Below are 17,756 nucleotides of genomic sequence, written 5' to 3' on the forward strand. Positions count from 1 at the left end.
TTGAATATGCCACTTCGGTATTACTCCTTAATATCCCATTGAATCATTCGCTTTAAATTCCAACACATAAAATTACGCAGTAATTGATTTTTTTGTTTTAATTCAATTTGTTATTGTTTTGTACTCCTAATACCCCTCTAGTGGTTAACGAAAAAAATCACGCATATTTCATTTAAATCTCTCTTGATTTAGATCAGCTTCACAGTGGGCTATTCGCCACACACTGCGAGCAGAAATTGTATTTATCGGGGTGATTTATGTCTCAACGAGATAATGTTAATAACGTGGTTGCACAGTCAAATAACGGTGTTATACAGGATTGGCGTCCTGAAGATATTCGGTTTTGGCAGCAAACGGGGCAGCGTATTGCAAATCGTAATTTATGGATTTCTATTCCATGTTTATTGCTCGCATTTTGCGTATGGATGTTATTTAGTGCCGTTGCTGTGAATTTAAATAAAGTGGGTTTTAATTTTACGACAGACCAATTATTTTTATTAACCGCATTACCTTCCGTTTCAGGCGCTTTATTAAGAGTCCCTTATTCATTCGTTATTCCTATTTTTGGTGGGCGTCGTTGGACTGCTATTAGTACGCTATTTTTAGTGATCCCATGCATTTGGCTAGGTTATGCGATTCAAAACCCCGCCACGCCTTATCAAGTCTTTGTCATTATTTCCCTGCTTTGTGGTTTTGCCGGCGCTAACTTTGCATCCAGCATGGCTAATATCAGCTTCTTTTTCCCTAAAGCTCGTCAAGGTGGTGCACTTGGCCTGAATGGTGGGCTAGGCAATTTAGGGGTCAGTGTCATGCAATTGGTGGCCCCTTTCATTGTGGGTGTTGGCGTATTTACTTTCGTGGGGGGAACGGGAGCGACTCAACCTGATGGCTCAACGCTGTGGTTAGAAAATGCCGCTTGGATTTGGGTGCCATTTCTACTGCTTTTTACGGTGATGGCTTGGTTTGGCATGAATGACTTAGCGGCTAATAAGGCATCTCTTAAAGCACAATTACCTGTTTTGAAACGGGGCCATCTATGGGTATTAAGCCTGTTATATCTGGCGACATTCGGCTCATTTATCGGTTTTTCTGCCGGTTTTGCGATGTTATCGAAAACGCAGTTCCCAGACGTCATTATTCTGAAATTTGCTTTTTTTGGTCCTTTCCTCGGGGCGTTAGCGCGTCCAGTTGGCGGCATGCTGTCTGACCGTTTTGGCGGCGTGAAAGTCACATTACTGAACTTTGTTGTCATGGCTGTTTTCTCTGGTTTGCTGTTTTTTACGTTACCAGAAAAAGGTCAAGGAGGCTCTTTCGGGGCTTTTTATGGCGTATTTATGGTGCTGTTTTTAACGGCAGGGTTAGGTAGTGGCTCAACCTTCCAAATGATCGCAGTCGTTTTTCGTAAATTAACCATGGATAAGGCCATTTTAAGAGGGGCTTCAGAGCAAGAGGCTCAAAAAGAAGCGGTAACAGAAAGTGCTGCGGCTCTAGGGTTTATCTCTGCTATTGGGGCAATCGGTGGCTTTTTTATTCCAAAAGCGTTCGGAACATCATTAACACTGACGGGTTCACCAGCAGATGCGATGAAAGTATTTTTTGTATTTTATATTTCCTGTGTGTTTATCACATGGCTGGTATACGGCCGTAAACACAAATAATAACAAGTCATAAAAATCAATTTTAGCAATGTACGGCGCCGGTCGCCGTCTCTTTGGAGGCAATCCGATGAGCAAGTTTTTAGACAGATTTCGGTATTTTAAGCAGTTGGGCGAAACCTTTTCAGGTGATCACGGGCAAGAGTTAAATGTAAACCGTGATTGGGAAGATGGTTATCGTAGCCGCTGGCAGCATGACAAAGTTGTGCGTTCCACTCATGGTGTTAATTGTACTGGCTCTTGTAGCTGGAAAATTTATGTCAAAAATGGGTTAGTCACTTGGGAAACTCAGCAGACGGATTACCCACGAACTCGCCCTGATTTACCTGACCATGAGCCGAGAGGATGCCCTCGAGGGGCGAGCTACTCTTGGTATTTATACAGCGCAAACCGTGTTAAATACCCAATGATGCGTAAGCGCTTACTTAAATTGTGGCGTGAAGCAAAAGCGGAGCAACAAGACCCTGTTGCAGCGTGGCTATCTATTATCAATGACCCGCAAAAGGCAAAAAGCTATAAACAAGCTCGTGGTCGTGGTGGTTTTGTTCGCTCAAGCTGGCAGGAAGTGAATGAACTAATTGCAGCGGCAAACGTCGCGACGATTAAAGAATTTGGTCCTGACCGCATTGTTGGTTTTTCACCCATTCCCGCGATGTCGATGGTTTCTTATGCCTCAGGTGCGCGCTATTTATCATTAATTGGTGGCTCGTGCTTAAGTTTTTATGACTGGTATTGTGACTTGCCGCCTGCATCACCCATGACGTGGGGCGAACAAACTGACGTACCGGAATCAGCAGATTGGTACAACTCGTCTTATATTATTGCTTGGGGTTCTAACGTTCCGCAAACGCGTACGCCAGACGCACATTTTTTTGCAGAAGTGCGTTATAAAGGGACGAAAACGGTCGCGGTGACGCCAGATTACGCGGAAATTGCCAAATTATGTGACCATTGGTTGAACCCGAAACAAGGAACAGATAGCGCCATGGCAATGGCGATGGGGCATGTGATCCTCAATGAATTCCATGTAAAACGCGAAGCTGAATATTTCCGTGAATATGTGCGTACGTATACCGATATGCCGATGCTTGTCATGCTAGATAAGCGTGAAGATGGCTCTTATGCCGCAGGCCGCATGCTACGGGCATCTGATTTACATAATTCATTAGGCGAAGAAAAAAATGCCGAATGGAAAACTATTGCGATTGATGAAGAGACAGGCGAATTATGTGCTCCACAAGGTTCAATGGGATTCCGTTGGGATGGCGGCCAAAAATGGAATTTAGAACCGCGCGCTGGACAAGATGCACATAACATTAAAATGAAACTCAGCTTGGCAGATAGCTATGATGAATTTGTCGATGTTGGTTTCCCTTACTTTGGTGGCTTAGAAAGCGAGCACTTCCAGCATGTTGAACTTAAAGATATTTTATTACATAAACTGCCCGCTAAACGTATTCAGTTAGCTGATGGTAGCGAATCATTAGTTACTAGTGTTTATGATTTAATGCTAGCGAACTACGGCATTGACCGTGGTTTTGGTGATGAAAACTGTGCGGTTGATTACGATGATATGAAAGCGTATTCACCTGCGTGGGCGGAGAAAGTCACAGGGGTTAGCCGCCAAAATATTATTCGCATAGCGCGTGAGTTTGCCGATACCGCAGAGAAAACCCATGGCCGCTCTATGGTGATTGTTGGCGCAGGGATTAACCACTGGTATCACATGGATATGACCTACCGCGCGATTATCAATATGTTGATTTTTTGTGGTTGTGTAGGGCAAAGCGGTGGTGGCTGGTCTCACTATGTGGGGCAAGAAAAATTACGTCCACAAACGGGTTGGTTACCTTTAGCCTTTGGTTTGGACTGGCAGCGCCCACCTCGCCATATGAATAGCACTTCTTTCTTTTATAACCATTCAAGCCAATGGCGTTATGAAACAGTCGCAACAGAAGAGTTGTTATCGCCTCTAGCCGATAAGCAAGCCTTTAGTGGCAGTTTGGTTGATATGAATGTACGAGCAGAACGCATGGGGTGGCTGCCGTCAGCACCACAGTTAAATGTCAACCCATTAAATATTGCGAAGAATGCACAAAGTGAAGGGATGTCACCCACTGATTATACTGTTAAACAGTTGAAAGAAGGCAATATTCGCTTTGCTTCAGAGCAACCTGATGACCCTCAAAATTTCCCACGAAATCTGTTTATTTGGCGTTCAAATTTATTGGGTTCCGCAGGGAAAGGCCATGAATACTTACTGAAATACTTATTAGGAACTGAAAATGGTATTCAAGGCAAAGACTTAGGTCAACAAGGCGGCGTCAAACCAGAAGAAGTGGAATGGCAAGATAAAGCGGCAGAAGGGAAAGTTGACTTAGTGGTGACCCTCGACTTCAGAATGTCGAGCACCTGCCTGTTCTCGGACGTTATTTTACCGACTGCTACTTGGTATGAAAAAGACGATATGAATACCTCGGATATGCATCCATTTATTCATCCGCTCTCTGCAGCAGTTGACCCAGCTTGGGGATCCAAAAGCGATTGGGAAATTTACAAGGGGATTGCCAAAGCATTTTCTGAAGTCAGCGTTGGGCACTTAGGCAAAGAAACGGATGTGGTGACGTTGCCGATCCAACATGATAGTGCTGCTGAGATGGCACAGCCTTTTGATGTGAGAGATTGGAAAAAAGGCCAGTGCGAGCTGATCCCCGGAAAAACTGCACCGCACATTATCTGTGTTGAGCGTGATTATCCAAATACTTATGCACGTTTTACCTCTCTTGGCCCACTGATGGATAAATTGGGTAATGGGGGAAAAGGGATCAATTGGAATACGCAAGATGAAATTGATTTCTTGAAAAAACTCAATAAAACCCAGCCAGAGGGGGCTAATGCTGGGCGGCCAAAAATTGAAACAGCGATTGATGCCGCTGAAGTTATTTTAACACTCGCGCCTGAAACCAATGGGCAAGTGGCAGTAAAAGCATGGGATGCGTTAAGCAAAGTAACAGGCCGCGACCATACTCATCTTGCTCGTCATAAAGAAGACGAAAAAATCCGTTTTCGCGATATTGTTGCGCAGCCGCGTAAAATTATCTCTAGCCCGACATGGTCAGGGTTGGAAGATGAACATGTTTCTTACAACGCCTGTTACACCAACGTTCATGAAATGATCCCATGGCGAACGCTCAGTGGTCGCCAGCAGTTATATCAAGACCATGAATGGATGCGCGCCTTTGGGGAAAGCCTTGTGGTATATCGCCCACCGATTGACACACGAGCCGCTCAGCCACTTATGGGGAAAAAATCCAATGGGTTCCCAGAAAAAGCACTGAACTTTTTAACACCGCACCAAAAATGGGGGATCCACTCTACTTACAGCGACAACTTATTAATGTTGACGTTAGGCCGCGGTGGCCCAGTGGTTTGGCTTAGCGAAGAAGATGCCCGCGAGCTTGGTATCGAAGATAACGATTGGGTTGAAGCTTTTAACAGTAATGGTGCATTAACCGCTAAAGCGATCGTTAGCCAACGTATTCCTGATGGCATGATCATGATGTACCACGCCCAAGAACGGCTGATCAACTTGCCTGGATCTGAAATTACGGCTCAACGTGGCGGAATTCATAATTCGGTCACGCGTGTTTGCCCGAAACCTACGCATATGATCGGTGGCTATGCGCACCTTGCCTATAGCTTCAATTATTACGGAACAGTAGGTTCTAATCGTGATGAATTTGTGGTTGTTCGCAAAATGAAACAGGTTGACTGGCTGGATGGTGAAGGTGATGCCTACCAGCAGACCTTGAGCGGAAAGGAGAAAGCATAATGAAAATTCGTTCTCAAGTCGGCATGGTGCTAAACCTTGATAAATGTATTGGTTGTCACACTTGCTCAGTGACCTGTAAAAACGTGTGGACTAGCCGCGAAGGGGTTGAATACGCATGGTTTAATAACGTCGAAACTAAACCGGGTATTGGTTATCCCCATAATTGGGAAGACCAAGAAAAGTGGAAAGGAGGCTGGATACGCACCATTAAGGGCAAATTGGTTCCACGGATGGGGAACAAAGTGGGTGTTTTATCGAAAATCTTCGCTAACCCAGATGTACCTGCCTTGGATGATTATTATGAGCCGTTTAATTATGACTACGGCCATTTAAAAAATGCCAAAGAAGGCAAGCACGTACCGACAGCACGTCCTCGTTCATTAATTACGGGTGAGCGAATGAGTAACGTGAAAATGGGACCAAACTGGGAAGATGATTTAGGCGGCGAATTCGCCAAGCGAGCCCAAGATAAAAACTTTGAACATATTCAAAAAGAGATGTACGGGCAGTTTGAGAATACATTCATGATGTATTTGCCACGCCTGTGTGAACATTGTTTAAACCCAGCGTGTGTAGCGACCTGCCCAAGTGGGGCAATTTATAAGCGCTCAGAAGACGGTATTGTGTTGATTGACCAAGACAAATGCCGCGGCTGGCGTATGTGCTTAACCGGTTGCCCGTATAAAAAAATCTATTTCAATTGGAAAAGCGGTAAATCAGAAAAATGTATTTTCTGTTACCCACGTATTGAGTCAGGCATGCCAACGGTTTGTTCTGAAACCTGTGTTGGTCGTATCCGCTATTTAGGGGTATTGCTGTATGACGCCGATAAAATTGAGTCGGCAGCCAGTGTCGAAAAGGAAACCGACCTTTACCAAAGCCAACTTGATGTTTTCCTTGATCCCCATGATCCAAAAGTGATTGAAGAAGCGCAAAAACAAGGGATCCCATTAAGTGTGATCGATGCGGCACAGAAATCCCCAGTGTACAAAATGGCGATGGAATGGCGCTTAGCTCTGCCACTGCACCCTGAATACCGCACGTTACCCATGGTGTGGTATGTACCCCCTTTGTCACCAATTCAGTCAGTGGCGGATTCAGGGCTCTTAGCTAATAACGGTGTATTGCCGGATGTAGAAAGTTTACGCATTCCAGTGCAATACCTTGCGAATTTGTTAACTGCAGGGGATACCGAACCGGTGCTATTGGCGCTAAAACGTATGTTAGCGATGCGCCATTTCAAGCGAGCAGAAACCGTAGAAAACCAATGTGATACCAGTGCGTTAGAGCAAGTTGGATTAACACAAGCTCAAGCACAAGAAATGTACCGTTATTTAGCTATTGCTAACTATGAAGACCGTTTTGTCATTCCATCCAGTCATCGAGAATTGGCGCGTGAAGCATTTCCTGAAGCGAAAGCTTGTGGCTTTAGTTTTGGTGATGGCTGCCATGGTAGCGATAGCAAAGCGAATTTGTTTAATAGCAGGCGCATTGATGCCATAGATATCACACCAAAAAATAATCAGGAGAAAGCACTATGATGGCACTAAAAGTGATTTCTCGGTTATTGGAATACCCTTCGGAAGCGCTTTGGTTACATCGCGATGAGCTCATTGAAGCGCTAGAACAGGCTGATGAACTGTCTGTCACACGCGCTGTTCAACTGATGGTGTTTGTGCGTGAGTATCTCAATGAAGACTTACTCGATATGCAAGCGCAATATTGTGAGCTGTTTGATAGAGGGCGCGCGACATCATTATTGCTATTTGAGCATGTGCATGGTGAGTCCAGAGACCGAGGGCAAGCGATGGTTGATTTAATGGCTCAATACCAGCAACACGGTTTACAAATTGATTGCCGTGAATTACCCGACCATTTGCCCATTTATTTGGAATACCTCACGGCATTACCGACCGATGAAACTATCGAGGGGTTACAGGATATTGCGCCAATTTTAGCGCTGTTAGGGGAAAGGCTAAAACAGCGAGAAAGCCGTTTCTCTGTTTTATTTGATTTTTTACTTGAGCTTTCCCATAGCGACATTGCGGCGGAGCAATTAAGCAAACAAGTAGCAATCGAAGTACGGGATGACACTCCAGAGGCGCTAGATGCGGTTTGGGAAGAGGAGCAAGTGAAATTTTTTGCCGATGAAAAAACATGTGGTAGCGAAGTGGCGGAACATCAACATCGCTTCGCCAATGCGGTGGTACCACAATACTTGGATCTCAGTGTGGGTAGCCATGTAGGAGTTCAAAAATGAATTTTATCAATCAATTTTTCTTCGATATATACCCCTATATCGCTGGGACGGTATTTATTGTCGGTAGTTGGTTACGTTACGATTACGGGCAATACACGTGGCGAGCGGGTTCCAGCCAAATGTTAGATAAAAAGAACATGCGTTTGGCATCAAACTTATTCCATTTGGGGATTATTGGGATTTTTGTCGGGCACTTTTTAGGTATGTTAACGCCTCATTGGATGTATGAATCTTTTCTGCCAATGCATATTAAGCAATTAATGGCGATGATTGGTGGGGGCGCAGCGGGTGTGATGATGTTAATTGGTGGCGCGATGCTGTTGAAGCGCCGCCTGACGAACCCTCGCGTGAGAGCAACTTCATCCTTCGGTGACATTATGATCTTAACCTTGCTGGTGGTGCAAGTTTGCTTAGGGTTACTCACCATTCCATTCTCAGCACAACATATGGATGGTAGCGAAATGTTGAAATTAGTGGGATGGGCGCAATCTATTGTGACATTCCATTGGGGGGCATCCAATTACCTTGAAGGGGTTGGCATCGTTTTTAAACTGCATATTGTGTTGGGTATGACGATATTTTTACTCTTCCCATTCTGCCGTTTAGTGCACATTTGGAGTGCCCCTATCGAATACCTGACTCGTCGGTATCAATTGGTGAGGAATCGCCATTAGGTTTGGCTCCACAAGGCGGTGGGCCAGTACATTGCTTTTGTACAACTTGTTCTTGTGTAAACAACAAATATTGCTATTTTGGCACCCCATTTCATATGAGATGGGGTTTTTTGTTTTAAGTGGTGATTTACTTTGTATCGCCATATAAACATACTCTAATTTGGGTGTAGGTAATGCTAAATATAATGGTAAGTTATGCTCAGTCTTTATGGTGTTTTGACTTAAACAGCGGTTTCTATATTTGAGATATTATTATTAGGTCAGTAATGTAATTGTCGACAATAATTTATGGCATTACTTTTACTCATTTTTGGGATATCCTCATTTTCGCTATTTAACTTACCTTGATTTAGCTAATCAACTTAAATAGAGATTGGTTTATTTCTATTAAAGGTGTCTTGTTCTTCTATTTTAATCCTTCTGGTGGTATTTATAAAGTTATTGAAAGTTACTTTTAATTACTTTTTGAAATAATTTGAAATATTAAGGCTGTCTGGCTATCGTTTTTCATTTTATTTTCTATCAATTATTTCTATTTTTATTTTTATTTAAAAAGTGTTTTATTATATTAATGGTACCTAGGTGTTGTTTATATTGAATTCATGGTTGTTTTTAATCTATCATGATGATATTTATGGATTTATTTTTAATTTATTACTCATTTAAAATGTAACAATTGGTGAGTTTAGAAACATTATGAAAATATTTAATTGTTTTTTTTGGGAAGTTTCTGATTAATTATTTTTAGGTAAAATATCGATTTAATATTTTTGAATTAATTTTATGATTTCACTTCCTCTCATCTCATTTTTTTTCACTAATAAGAACCCGTTTTATGAGTATAAAAAACTTTATTAATAATGATTGGGTTTATTTTATGGTTTTTTATTAAGAAAAGGTCATTTTAATTAGAAGTACATCACCAACTTATCCCGTAATGGTGTATTTAAGATGGAGTGTATTATGAATTATATATATATATCACTAACTTATAGTGAAGGCGTTTAATTAACCCTTAAATTTGACATAACTAAAATGTGGTATAATAATGGCAACGCATTGATGCATTGTTTAATTATTTCATTTATTAACTGATAGAGTTTGATAAATAGAAATAGTTATTAGTGTCAATCTTTAATATTTGCTAATCGAATATATTTTAAGAAAAAGTTGAAATAATCAGATTAATAATAACTCATTATTTTAATTTGTGTTGTCTTTTTATCTAATGGAAATGTATAAAATGAAATTAAATAAACTTGCTTTAGTATTAGGTTTAGGTCTGGCTGTGGTTGCTGGTTCTGCTTCTGCAAACCAAGGTGGCGGCCAAGTCACTTTTAAAGGTTCAATTATTGATGCTCCTTGCTCAATTCCACCAGGATCTCAAGCATTTGAAGTACCAATGGGTGCTATCGCAACATCTGCATTAAACGGTGGCGGTAAAAGTATTGCTCGTGACTTCAATATTCAATTAGAGCAGTGCGACATCACAACTCTGAAAACAGTTCAAACTACATTTACTGGTATTCCAAGTACTTCGGTAACTGATGGTTTAGCTATTGCTGGTACTGCGAAAAACGCGGGTATCGTGATCACTGATTTCAACGGCACCAAAATTGCTTTAGGTGCTAAATCACCATCTCAAACTTTATTAACTGGTGCGAACACATTGCGTTTCCAAGCTTATTTGCAAGGCGATGATGATGCAACAAACAAACCAGCTGTACCAGGTGAATTTGATGCAATTGCAACATTTGCTCTGAGCTACCAGTAATTGGTATAGCCCGTACAAGGATGTATGGGCACTAATTTTAATGCATTGAAATTGGTTATTAAGTTGAGATGGAGTCGCTATGAATCACTTTGGCATCATTGTCATGGTGCTTTCAGGAATGATATTTGCCCCGATAGTCAGTGCGCAAAATCAAAATTCTCGGGCACAAAGTCAGTTCAAAGGAACTGTTACTATGGGCGGTTCAATCATTGAGAGCCCTTGTGCAATAGATGCAGATAGCCGAGATCAATCAGTTAGCATAACGACTGTACCGGTTAGCCAGATAATTCACGACAGAGAAAGTCCAACAAGTGATTTCTCTATACGCCTTATCAATTGTGTTCTAACACCGGTAACTCCTGGAACCCCTAATTGGCAAACTTTCAATATTACATTTGATGGCCCAACTGATGGCCGTAACTTCGATGTTTTTGGGCATGCAAATGGATTGTCAGTAAAAATTTCTGATATGGCTGGAAATGTTGCAATACCTGGTAAGGCAATGCCTGATTTACCTATTAGCGCGGGGGAGACAACTCTGCACTATAAGGTGCGGGTAGTACCTAATAATAAACGCTTAAAACCAGGAAATTATCAGACAACTATCCGTTTTAAAATGGATTATTACTGAGTTATTACTAAGGGACTATTATGGCTCTGCGATTAAAAAGTAAAAATAAAGTATTTAATAACTCAGTAAGTTATTTTTTAACGCCTGTTGCTACCATGGTGTTTATAGCCATTGCTCATATAAATTTAGCTAATGCAAATAATGATAGTATTGAGTTTAATACGGATGTTTTAGATCTTCAGGATAAAAAAAATATTTCCTTAAATGAGTTCTCTCGCGCAGGTTATGTTATGCCTGGGAAGTACCCATTTAAAATTAATTTAAATAGTCGCGATTTAGCTGACATTTTTGATATTGAATATATCGCGGATCCTAATGATCCGGGTATGACTGAGCCTTGTTTAACGCCAGATGTTGTTGACCATATCGCTTTGCGCGATGAATGGAAACAAAAGGTTGAATTTGCTAAAAATGGCCAATGTTTAATTCCAGAAACGATCCCAGGAATGACAGTAAGTGGTTCTTTAGCCAAAGAAACGATCACCATTACTGTACCTCAGGCTTATATCGAATTTACCTCTGATAACTGGGATCCCCCATCTCGTTGGGATGAAGGTGTTCCCGCTCTGATCTTTGACTATAACTTGAATGCTAACTTAACAAGGCCTGCAGATTCAGCCAATACCCAGTCAGTTACTGGTAACGGTACGACAGGTTTTAACTTAGGCGCATGGCGTTTTAGAGCTGACTGGCAAGCAAGTTATAATCGAACGAATGGTCAATCCACAGATCGTAAATGGGATTGGAGCCAATATTATGCTTATCGAGCCGTCAAAGAGCTAAATGCAAAGCTAACGATGGGGGAGCAATTTCTTCGCTCAGGGTTATTTGACTCATTCCGTTATATGGGGGTAAGTCTTATCTCTGATGAGAGAATGTTACCACCTAACTTACGTGGCTATGCACCTGAAGTCACTGGTGTTGCGAGAACCAATGCAAAAGTGATTGTGACTCAGCAAGGGCGTGTCATTTATGAAACGCAAGTTGCTCCGGGGCCTTTTCGTATTCAAGATTTAAGTGATGCCGTTAGCGGTAAATTAGATGTACGTATCGAAGAGCAGGATGGCTCCATACAAGAATTCCAAATGAATACCGCCTCCATTCCGTATTTAACTCGTCCAGGCTCAGTGCTGTTTAAGATTGCCGGTGGCCGACCGAATAATATGGAACATGAAACAGAAGGGCAAGGATTCGTTACAGGGGAATTTAGCTGGGGGGTCTCTAACGGTTGGTCATTATTCGGTGGTGGTGTCGCGGCAGGTGACTATAACGCATTATCACTCGGTGTTGGTCGAGATTTACTCGCCTTCGGTGCAATTTCATTCGATATCACTGAGTCACGAGCAAAACTGAAAACAGAAAACAAAATTTATACAGGGGCGTCTTATCGCTTAAGTTATTCAAAACGTTTTGAAGAATATGACAGCCAAGTCACCTTCGCAGGATATCGATTCTCTGAACGCGACTTTATGAGTATGAACCAATATCTCGACCGTCGTTACAGAGGGGTGGAATTCGATAATAGTAAAGAGCTGTATACGATCACATTTAATAAGTATTTCACTAGTGCGGATCTGACTGCGTATCTGAACTATAACCACGAAACTTATTGGAATAAGCCTGCGGCAAAACGCTATAACGTTTCTATTGCTAAATATTTTGATATTGGTCGTTTTAAAAACATCAATTTAAGTTTAACGGCATTCCGTAACAAATTTGATAATAGAAATAATGATGATGGGCTATATATGAACCTCTCTTTGCCTTGGGCTGATAGAGCGTCAATTAGCTATAACAACATGGTGACGAGGGATGGTAATTCACATACCGTCAGCTATTTCGATTCCGTTGATGATAAAACAAATTATCGTGTTGGTACTGGGGTTAGTAGTCGTGGCCGTGGAACCATTGATGGTTTCTATACGCGTTATGCTGATTTAGCAACAGTTACGGCAAGTACCAGTTATATCAATGGCGATACCTCTTCAGCTGCATTTTCTCTACAGGGTGGTGCAACAGTCACAGGGCATGGTGCCGCATTACACCGCATTAACACGCCAGGTGGAAGCCGGGTGATGGTAGGTACTGAAGGTGTGAAAAATGTCCCTATTCAAGGTTTTGGGCCAACCACAGAAACCAACATTTTTGGTAAAGCAGTAGTCTCTGACATCAGTGATTACTACCGTACCAGTGCGCATATTGATGTGACTCAGCTGCCTGACGATGTGGAAGCTATTCGGACATCGCAGCCTATTACGTTGACTGAAGGGGCTGTTGCTTACCGCGAATTTGAGGTGTTAGCGGGTGTTAAAACGATGGTGAGATTGGCACTGGCCGATGGAAGTTATCCGCCATTCGGGGCTACCGTGAGAAATGAGAAAAATAGAGAGCTCGGTATCGTGACTGATAATGGCTCCGTATATATCTCTGGTGTCAATCCAAATGAAGTTTTAGATGTGCATTGGGATGGAAGTGCGCAATGCAAAATTCAGATCCCAGAAAATATTAAAACGGCGGAATTTAACTCACTGTTATTACCGTGTACAAGCAGCCCAGGTATTGAACCTGGATATATGCCTGCAAAAGCTGTTCCTGTTGGGCAACCAGCCCCTGTCTACAAACCTGCACCCGTTAAACAGGGCGTAGAACCGAGTCAGCGTTGGTTATTGAAGCCACCGGATATTGCTTACAGCGCAGATTATACCGAGTAACCCAAGTTGCTTGATTTTATAAATAGTTGGTACATATGAATATTAAGAAAATTGCATTTTTTACTACGACAATTACGTTATCTGCAGTGCTATGTGGACAGGCTTTGGCCGCTATTGCACTTGATAGAACACGCGTCATTTATAATGGGGCAGAAAAGACCATTAGCTTAAATATTAAGAATGAAAACACAGAGTTACCTTATCTTGCGCAGGGCTGGATTGAAGACGCTAATGGTAACAAAATTGAAAGCCCACTCACGGTGTTACCACCAGTTCAACGTGTAGAACCAGGTGAAGGTAGCCAAGTTAAAATTCAATCTCTTCCTGATATCGCGACATTACCTCAGGACAGAGAAAGTGTTTATTACTTTAACTTACGTGAGATTCCACCACGTAGTAAAGAAGCTAACGTATTACAAATTGCATTACAAACACGTATTAAGTTGTTTTATCGACCAAAAGCGTTATATGCCACTCGTACGGATTTAGAAAACCCATGGCAAGAAAAAATTACGTTAACGCGTAAAGGTGATGCCTACGAAGTCACGAATCCAACTGCTTACTTTGTCACGATTGTGGATGCAAGTTCAAAAGTGGGAGGAGATACGGTGAAGCAGTTTGAGCCTGTGATGATCTCACCAAAAGGTAACGGAATGCTTAAGGGTAGCGCAAGTGCTATGGGGGCAAAGCCAGTTCTAACTTATATCAATGATTATGGTGGAAGGCCTAAATTGACGTTTGGTTGCGCAGGTACAACTTGCAAAGTTGAATCTTCGACGGATAGATAACGGAGAACAATGTATGAAAAGGACTCTCCAGTTCAGCACTATCTTATTCAGCTTAGTTCCAGTGTTTACCTTTGGAATAAGTAGCTGGGATATTGATGGATTACACGGAACATTGACAGTAAATGGCATGATGACCGAGGCACCTTGTACGATGGATGTGACCAATTCAAAGCGCCAAGAAGTGTCTCTAGGGGAGATCCCTTCTTATTCACTCCGTAAACCTGGTGATAGAGCTGAACCAGTGTCATTCGAATTAGAATTTAGACATTGCATTCGTACAGAAAGCCGAATGAAAGACACAAGAACGGGCAGAGCGATTTGGGATGCAATGCAGCCCGTCATAACGGTTTCCTTTGTTGCCGTATCGGATAAACACTTTCCAGAAATGTTAAGTGTAAAAGGTGTCTCTGGCTTGGCATTAGAAGTGACTGACGCACAACGAGAAGATATCAGGCTAGGAAGCCGAGGTCGTCCACAATTCCTTGATGCACCGCAGGGGACTCTTCAATATTTTGTCACACCAGTGAGAACTCCCGAAAAATTGACGGAAGGAAGTTTCAGCGCCGTAATGGACTTTAAGGTGGATTATGAGTGATTTAAATAAGCAGCGGTACCTGCTGGCATCATGTCTCGTTGGACTACTTTTTACATCGGCCTCCTATGCAGGGTTACCCGATTCACGTATTAGCCCGTCGGGAAGTACACGGGCGACAGTCACACCCGGTATGATAACCGTACCGATTAAAGGGGTTGTTTTAGCACCACCCCCTTGCAAAATTAATGGTGGAAATATCATCAAAGTCAATTTTGATGAAATCATGAGTACGCGAATTGACGGGAACGCCTATTCGAAACCCATAAATTACAATATTGACTGTGAAAAAAGGCCAACGTCGCAAATGAAAATGACGTTGATTGGTATTCCTGCATCTTTTGATACTGGTGCAATTGAGACAGATCTTCCGGGTTTAGGGATTGCTTTTCGTTATAACGGAAGCAAGCTTCGATTAAATCAAGAAATCAAGTTCGTGTACCCAAATGCCCCTCAATTTGAAGCTATACCTGTTCGTGACTTATCCACAACATTGACAAAAGGTGGGGTTTTTCATGCGGGCGTCACTATCAAACTTGATTATCAGTGAGGGAAAAATAATGCAAAGAATAATGAAAAGATTTCCGCTGATAATGGGTCTGCTAGTAATACCTGCTAGCGCTGCGATGGCGAACGATGTGGAATTTACGGGAACTTTATTAATTCCACCGCCTTGCACTGTTTTTGAAGATAAAGTCAACGTCATTGAATATAAAGATATTGGTTTACATAAAATAGATGGAGTCAGATTCACGAAACCTATTAATTACGCATTGAAGTGTGAAGACAATTTAAAAGGTTGGGATTTGATGCTGACAATCAAAGGAACTGCAACCGACTTTGATACGTCGGCTCTGGAAACCAATTTCCGAGATCTTGGCATGCGTATTACCCAAAATGGTTTAGGTTTTGAAATCAATAAACCGTTAAAGATTACGTATGGGCAACCGCCTGTTTTAGAAGTTGTTCCAGTTAAGAGATTGGGAGTTACGTTGCCTGAAGGAGGCTTTACCGCAACAGGGACATTGCTAGCGGAGTACCAATAATGAACAAACTAATTCAATGTGCAGTAGCTGGAGCCTTACTTATCGACGTTAGTACGGCTTTTGCTGTACCTGATAATTTAAGGATTATCGGTAATTTAGTGGAGGAACCCTGCACTATTTTACCTGGTGATGAAAACATCCCGATGGATTTTTTTGATACACCAGAAAAAAACTTTTATGCCTATGGTGAAACTCCACCTAAAGAGTTTGTGATTAAGCTGTCTGATTGTGACACAACGATTGGTAAATTTGTAGAAGTCACTTTCTCTGGAACTCCGAATCTAGCGCTTCCTGGTTTTTTAGCATTATCAACAAGTAGTGTCGCATCTGGTTTTGCGGTGGGGCTGCAAAATTCAGATAAAACACCACTGGCTCTTGAACAGAAAGGCTCGAAGCTAACGTTACAAGATGGCGCTAACCAATTGCGGTTCTATGCCTATTTAAAAGGTGAACCGGATGCTATTGCAGATAAGACAATAAAAGTAGGGCCTTACAGTGCTGTAGCAACATTTAAATTAGATTATGAATAATAAGGCTGTGAACTAATATGAAAGTATTTTTATCGCTATTAATTGGTGCAGTCATGTTTTCATCTACTGCATCAGCTTATGTTTTTTCCTATATCACTGAATCAAGACCCGGTAGTAACCCAAATAACGGAGATGCAGATTATAAGTATGTGATTGCCCGTTGGGATCCTGAATTGCCAAATACGCCTAATCCTTGCTTTAGGTGGTCGAAATGCTATCTCACCATAAGCCATAAGCATACAGCTAATGGAACACCAGGGGCGGCAACCGTCGAGTTGGCTGAAATTTCTAGGTATGAATACATGCGTGACGTTCAGAATATACCCGGTGTTTTGGCAAAGGCGACAGCTCCAGCAACACAGTGGGCTGTTCATACCGGGGTTAGGCTACAGAATAATCAGGAATGTGTGGGGCTGTTTTACCAAGATCGCACAGGGGTTACAAGTAACGGTGGGTTAATTCCCGGCTCATTATGTGGTATTGCGCCTCCACCAATTGGAGCTTGTAAGATCAACAATACCGTCCCGGATATCAACTTTGGCCCAATTAGTGAAGCCGATCTCGCTGGCCAATCAAAACAAGTGAACATTAGTGTGACATGTAACTTATCGATGGATGTTTTGGTGGTTGCAACTGGTGTTAACGTGACAAATGGTCGTGTAAATCTACGGGCGGATAATAGCTTATATGCGAATTTGTATTTAGGTGGGAACGATACACCTGGGGAAAATGGTTACAAAATCCATGTGCCTGCAGGTGGAACAAACTCGGTCACCCTCAAAGCCGTGCTAGGCACTAATGGCCGAGTTCAAGCTGGTCAGTTTGAAGGTGCTGCAGCCCTTATTTTAACTGTGCCTTAATAAATGGTGAAAATATGTATTCAGAAAATGGTAGTGAAAAAATCCATTATATGGTAGGTCAGAGGATCTTAGAAAAGCGTAGAGAGTTGGGATATACAGGCTTTCAGTTAGCTCAGTTGCTAGGTGTTAGCCAACAACAGATCTCGCGTTACGAAAGAGGCAAAATTAAAATTGACCTGTTTCATCTGTTCAAACTTGCATTTTTAATGGGAACCCCAATCGATTGGTTCCTTGAAGATATTAGCTCCCAGCTTAATAAACATGGGAACTTGGATGATATACAATAATGAGTTTTTAAATGATTAGTGGTGATAGGTAGGTTGAGATTACGGTTTTGTATTGTCTTTTGTACAAATGAGTAGGGCATCAAGGTTTAACTGTAAATTCAATCTATCTATCAATA

At 42.0% G+C, this 17,756-nt stretch carries 15 protein-coding genes; all 15 read left to right on the forward strand.

Translation table 11 applies throughout. From position 1 onward, the window contains the following. The first annotated feature begins 257 nt into the window (after window positions 1-257). The 15 genes from PR800_RS04305 (at window position 258) to PR800_RS04375 (ending at window position 17,640) form a co-directional block, all read left to right on the forward strand. Window positions 258-1,658 (forward strand): NarK family nitrate/nitrite MFS transporter, encoded by a 1,401-nt coding sequence (locus PR800_RS04305; protein WP_166264160.1) that lies wholly within the window; start codon window positions 258-260, stop codon window positions 1,656-1,658. Between the two features lie 67 nt (window positions 1,659-1,725). Continuing rightward, window positions 1,726-5,487, forward strand: coding sequence for a nitrate reductase subunit alpha (locus tag PR800_RS04310; RefSeq protein WP_272530283.1), 3,762 nt, complete (start codon window positions 1,726-1,728; stop codon window positions 5,485-5,487). Next, window positions 5,487-7,028: a nitrate reductase subunit beta gene (gene narH, locus PR800_RS04315; protein ID WP_102138105.1), complete on the forward strand. Its 1,542-nt coding sequence runs from the start codon at window positions 5,487-5,489 to the stop codon at window positions 7,026-7,028. The genes PR800_RS04310 and narH overlap by 1 nt, the downstream gene beginning before the upstream one ends. Next, window positions 7,025-7,747 (forward strand): nitrate reductase molybdenum cofactor assembly chaperone, encoded by a 723-nt coding sequence (narJ, locus tag PR800_RS04320; protein WP_272530285.1) that lies wholly within the window; start codon window positions 7,025-7,027, stop codon window positions 7,745-7,747. Before narH ends, narJ begins: the two co-directional genes overlap by 4 nt. Next, complete coding sequence (gene narI, locus PR800_RS04325) at window positions 7,744-8,421, forward strand: respiratory nitrate reductase subunit gamma (protein WP_004907792.1); 678 nt, start codon at window positions 7,744-7,746, stop codon at window positions 8,419-8,421. Before narJ ends, narI begins: the two co-directional genes overlap by 4 nt. Window positions 8,422-9,664: 1,243 nt before the next feature. After that, window positions 9,665-10,195, forward strand: coding sequence for a fimbrial protein (locus tag PR800_RS04330; protein ID WP_148241605.1), 531 nt, complete (start codon window positions 9,665-9,667; stop codon window positions 10,193-10,195). Between the two features lie 79 nt (window positions 10,196-10,274). Further along, complete coding sequence (locus tag PR800_RS04335) at window positions 10,275-10,826, forward strand: fimbrial protein (RefSeq protein ID WP_102138102.1); 552 nt, start codon at window positions 10,275-10,277, stop codon at window positions 10,824-10,826. Window positions 10,827-10,846: 20 nt separating this feature from the next. After that, window positions 10,847-13,537 carry an outer membrane usher protein gene (locus PR800_RS04340; protein ID WP_272530287.1) on the forward strand — a complete coding sequence of 897 codons (2,691 nt, stop codon included), beginning with the start codon at window positions 10,847-10,849 and terminating at the stop codon, window positions 13,535-13,537. A 35-nt stretch (window positions 13,538-13,572) separates the two neighbouring features. Then, the gene (locus tag PR800_RS04345; protein ID WP_102138100.1) at window positions 13,573-14,325 is read left to right on the forward strand and encodes a fimbria/pilus periplasmic chaperone; all 753 of its coding nucleotides are present in this window, start codon (window positions 13,573-13,575) and stop codon (window positions 14,323-14,325) included. A gap of 13 nt (window positions 14,326-14,338) precedes the next feature. After that, the gene (locus tag PR800_RS04350) at window positions 14,339-14,920 is read left to right on the forward strand and encodes a fimbrial protein (RefSeq protein WP_102138099.1); all 582 of its coding nucleotides are present in this window, start codon (window positions 14,339-14,341) and stop codon (window positions 14,918-14,920) included. Further along, window positions 14,913-15,467, forward strand: a complete 555-nt coding sequence (locus PR800_RS04355; RefSeq protein ID WP_102138098.1) for a fimbrial protein — start codon at window positions 14,913-14,915, stop codon at window positions 15,465-15,467. Before PR800_RS04350 ends, PR800_RS04355 begins: the two co-directional genes overlap by 8 nt. Before the next feature lie 43 nt (window positions 15,468-15,510). Continuing rightward, a complete protein-coding gene (locus PR800_RS04360; RefSeq protein ID WP_229597487.1) occupies window positions 15,511-15,963 on the forward strand; it encodes a fimbrial protein in 453 nt (150 codons plus the stop codon). Next, window positions 15,963-16,493, forward strand: a complete 531-nt coding sequence (locus PR800_RS04365; protein WP_102138097.1) for a fimbrial protein — start codon at window positions 15,963-15,965, stop codon at window positions 16,491-16,493. The genes PR800_RS04360 and PR800_RS04365 overlap by 1 nt, the downstream gene beginning before the upstream one ends. 17 nt (window positions 16,494-16,510) lie before the next feature. Then, window positions 16,511-17,353: an MrpH family fimbial adhesin gene (locus PR800_RS04370; RefSeq protein ID WP_195697809.1), complete on the forward strand. Its 843-nt coding sequence runs from the start codon at window positions 16,511-16,513 to the stop codon at window positions 17,351-17,353. A gap of 14 nt (window positions 17,354-17,367) precedes the next feature. Further along, window positions 17,368-17,640, forward strand: coding sequence for a helix-turn-helix domain-containing protein (locus PR800_RS04375; RefSeq protein WP_102138095.1), 273 nt, complete (start codon window positions 17,368-17,370; stop codon window positions 17,638-17,640). Window positions 17,641-17,756: the final 116 nt, after the last annotated feature.

It is taken from the genome of Providencia sp. PROV205, assembly GCF_028479505.1.
In the GTDB taxonomy this organism is placed as follows: Bacteria; Pseudomonadota; Gammaproteobacteria; order Enterobacterales; family Enterobacteriaceae; genus Providencia; species Providencia huaxiensis.

Excerpts from the sequence above, each read along its gene's own strand:
- PR800_RS04305 (WP_166264160.1), top strand. The coding sequence starts at position 258 with ATGTCTCAACGAGATAATGTTAATAACGTGGTTGCACAGTCAAATAAC.
- narH (WP_102138105.1), top strand. The coding sequence starts at position 5,487 with ATGAAAATTCGTTCTCAAGTCGGCATGGTGCTAAACCTTGATAAATGT.
- PR800_RS04365 (WP_102138097.1), top strand. The coding sequence starts at position 15,963 with ATGAACAAACTAATTCAATGTGCAGTAGCTGGAGCCTTACTTATCGAC.
- PR800_RS04370 (WP_195697809.1), top strand. The coding sequence starts at position 16,511 with ATGAAAGTATTTTTATCGCTATTAATTGGTGCAGTCATGTTTTCATCT.
- PR800_RS04330 (WP_148241605.1), top strand. The coding sequence starts at position 9,665 with ATGAAATTAAATAAACTTGCTTTAGTATTAGGTTTAGGTCTGGCTGTG.
- PR800_RS04360 (WP_229597487.1), top strand. The coding sequence starts at position 15,511 with ATGGGTCTGCTAGTAATACCTGCTAGCGCTGCGATGGCGAACGATGTG.
- narI (WP_004907792.1), top strand. The coding sequence starts at position 7,744 with ATGAATTTTATCAATCAATTTTTCTTCGATATATACCCCTATATCGCT.
- PR800_RS04335 (WP_102138102.1), top strand. The coding sequence starts at position 10,275 with ATGAATCACTTTGGCATCATTGTCATGGTGCTTTCAGGAATGATATTT.
- PR800_RS04310 (WP_272530283.1), top strand. The coding sequence starts at position 1,726 with ATGAGCAAGTTTTTAGACAGATTTCGGTATTTTAAGCAGTTGGGCGAA.
- PR800_RS04355 (WP_102138098.1), top strand. The coding sequence starts at position 14,913 with ATGAGTGATTTAAATAAGCAGCGGTACCTGCTGGCATCATGTCTCGTT.
- PR800_RS04350 (WP_102138099.1), top strand. The coding sequence starts at position 14,339 with ATGAAAAGGACTCTCCAGTTCAGCACTATCTTATTCAGCTTAGTTCCA.
- narJ (WP_272530285.1), top strand. The coding sequence starts at position 7,025 with ATGATGGCACTAAAAGTGATTTCTCGGTTATTGGAATACCCTTCGGAA.
- PR800_RS04340 (WP_272530287.1), top strand. The coding sequence starts at position 10,847 with ATGGCTCTGCGATTAAAAAGTAAAAATAAAGTATTTAATAACTCAGTA.
- PR800_RS04345 (WP_102138100.1), top strand. The coding sequence starts at position 13,573 with ATGAATATTAAGAAAATTGCATTTTTTACTACGACAATTACGTTATCT.
- PR800_RS04375 (WP_102138095.1), top strand. The coding sequence starts at position 17,368 with ATGTATTCAGAAAATGGTAGTGAAAAAATCCATTATATGGTAGGTCAG.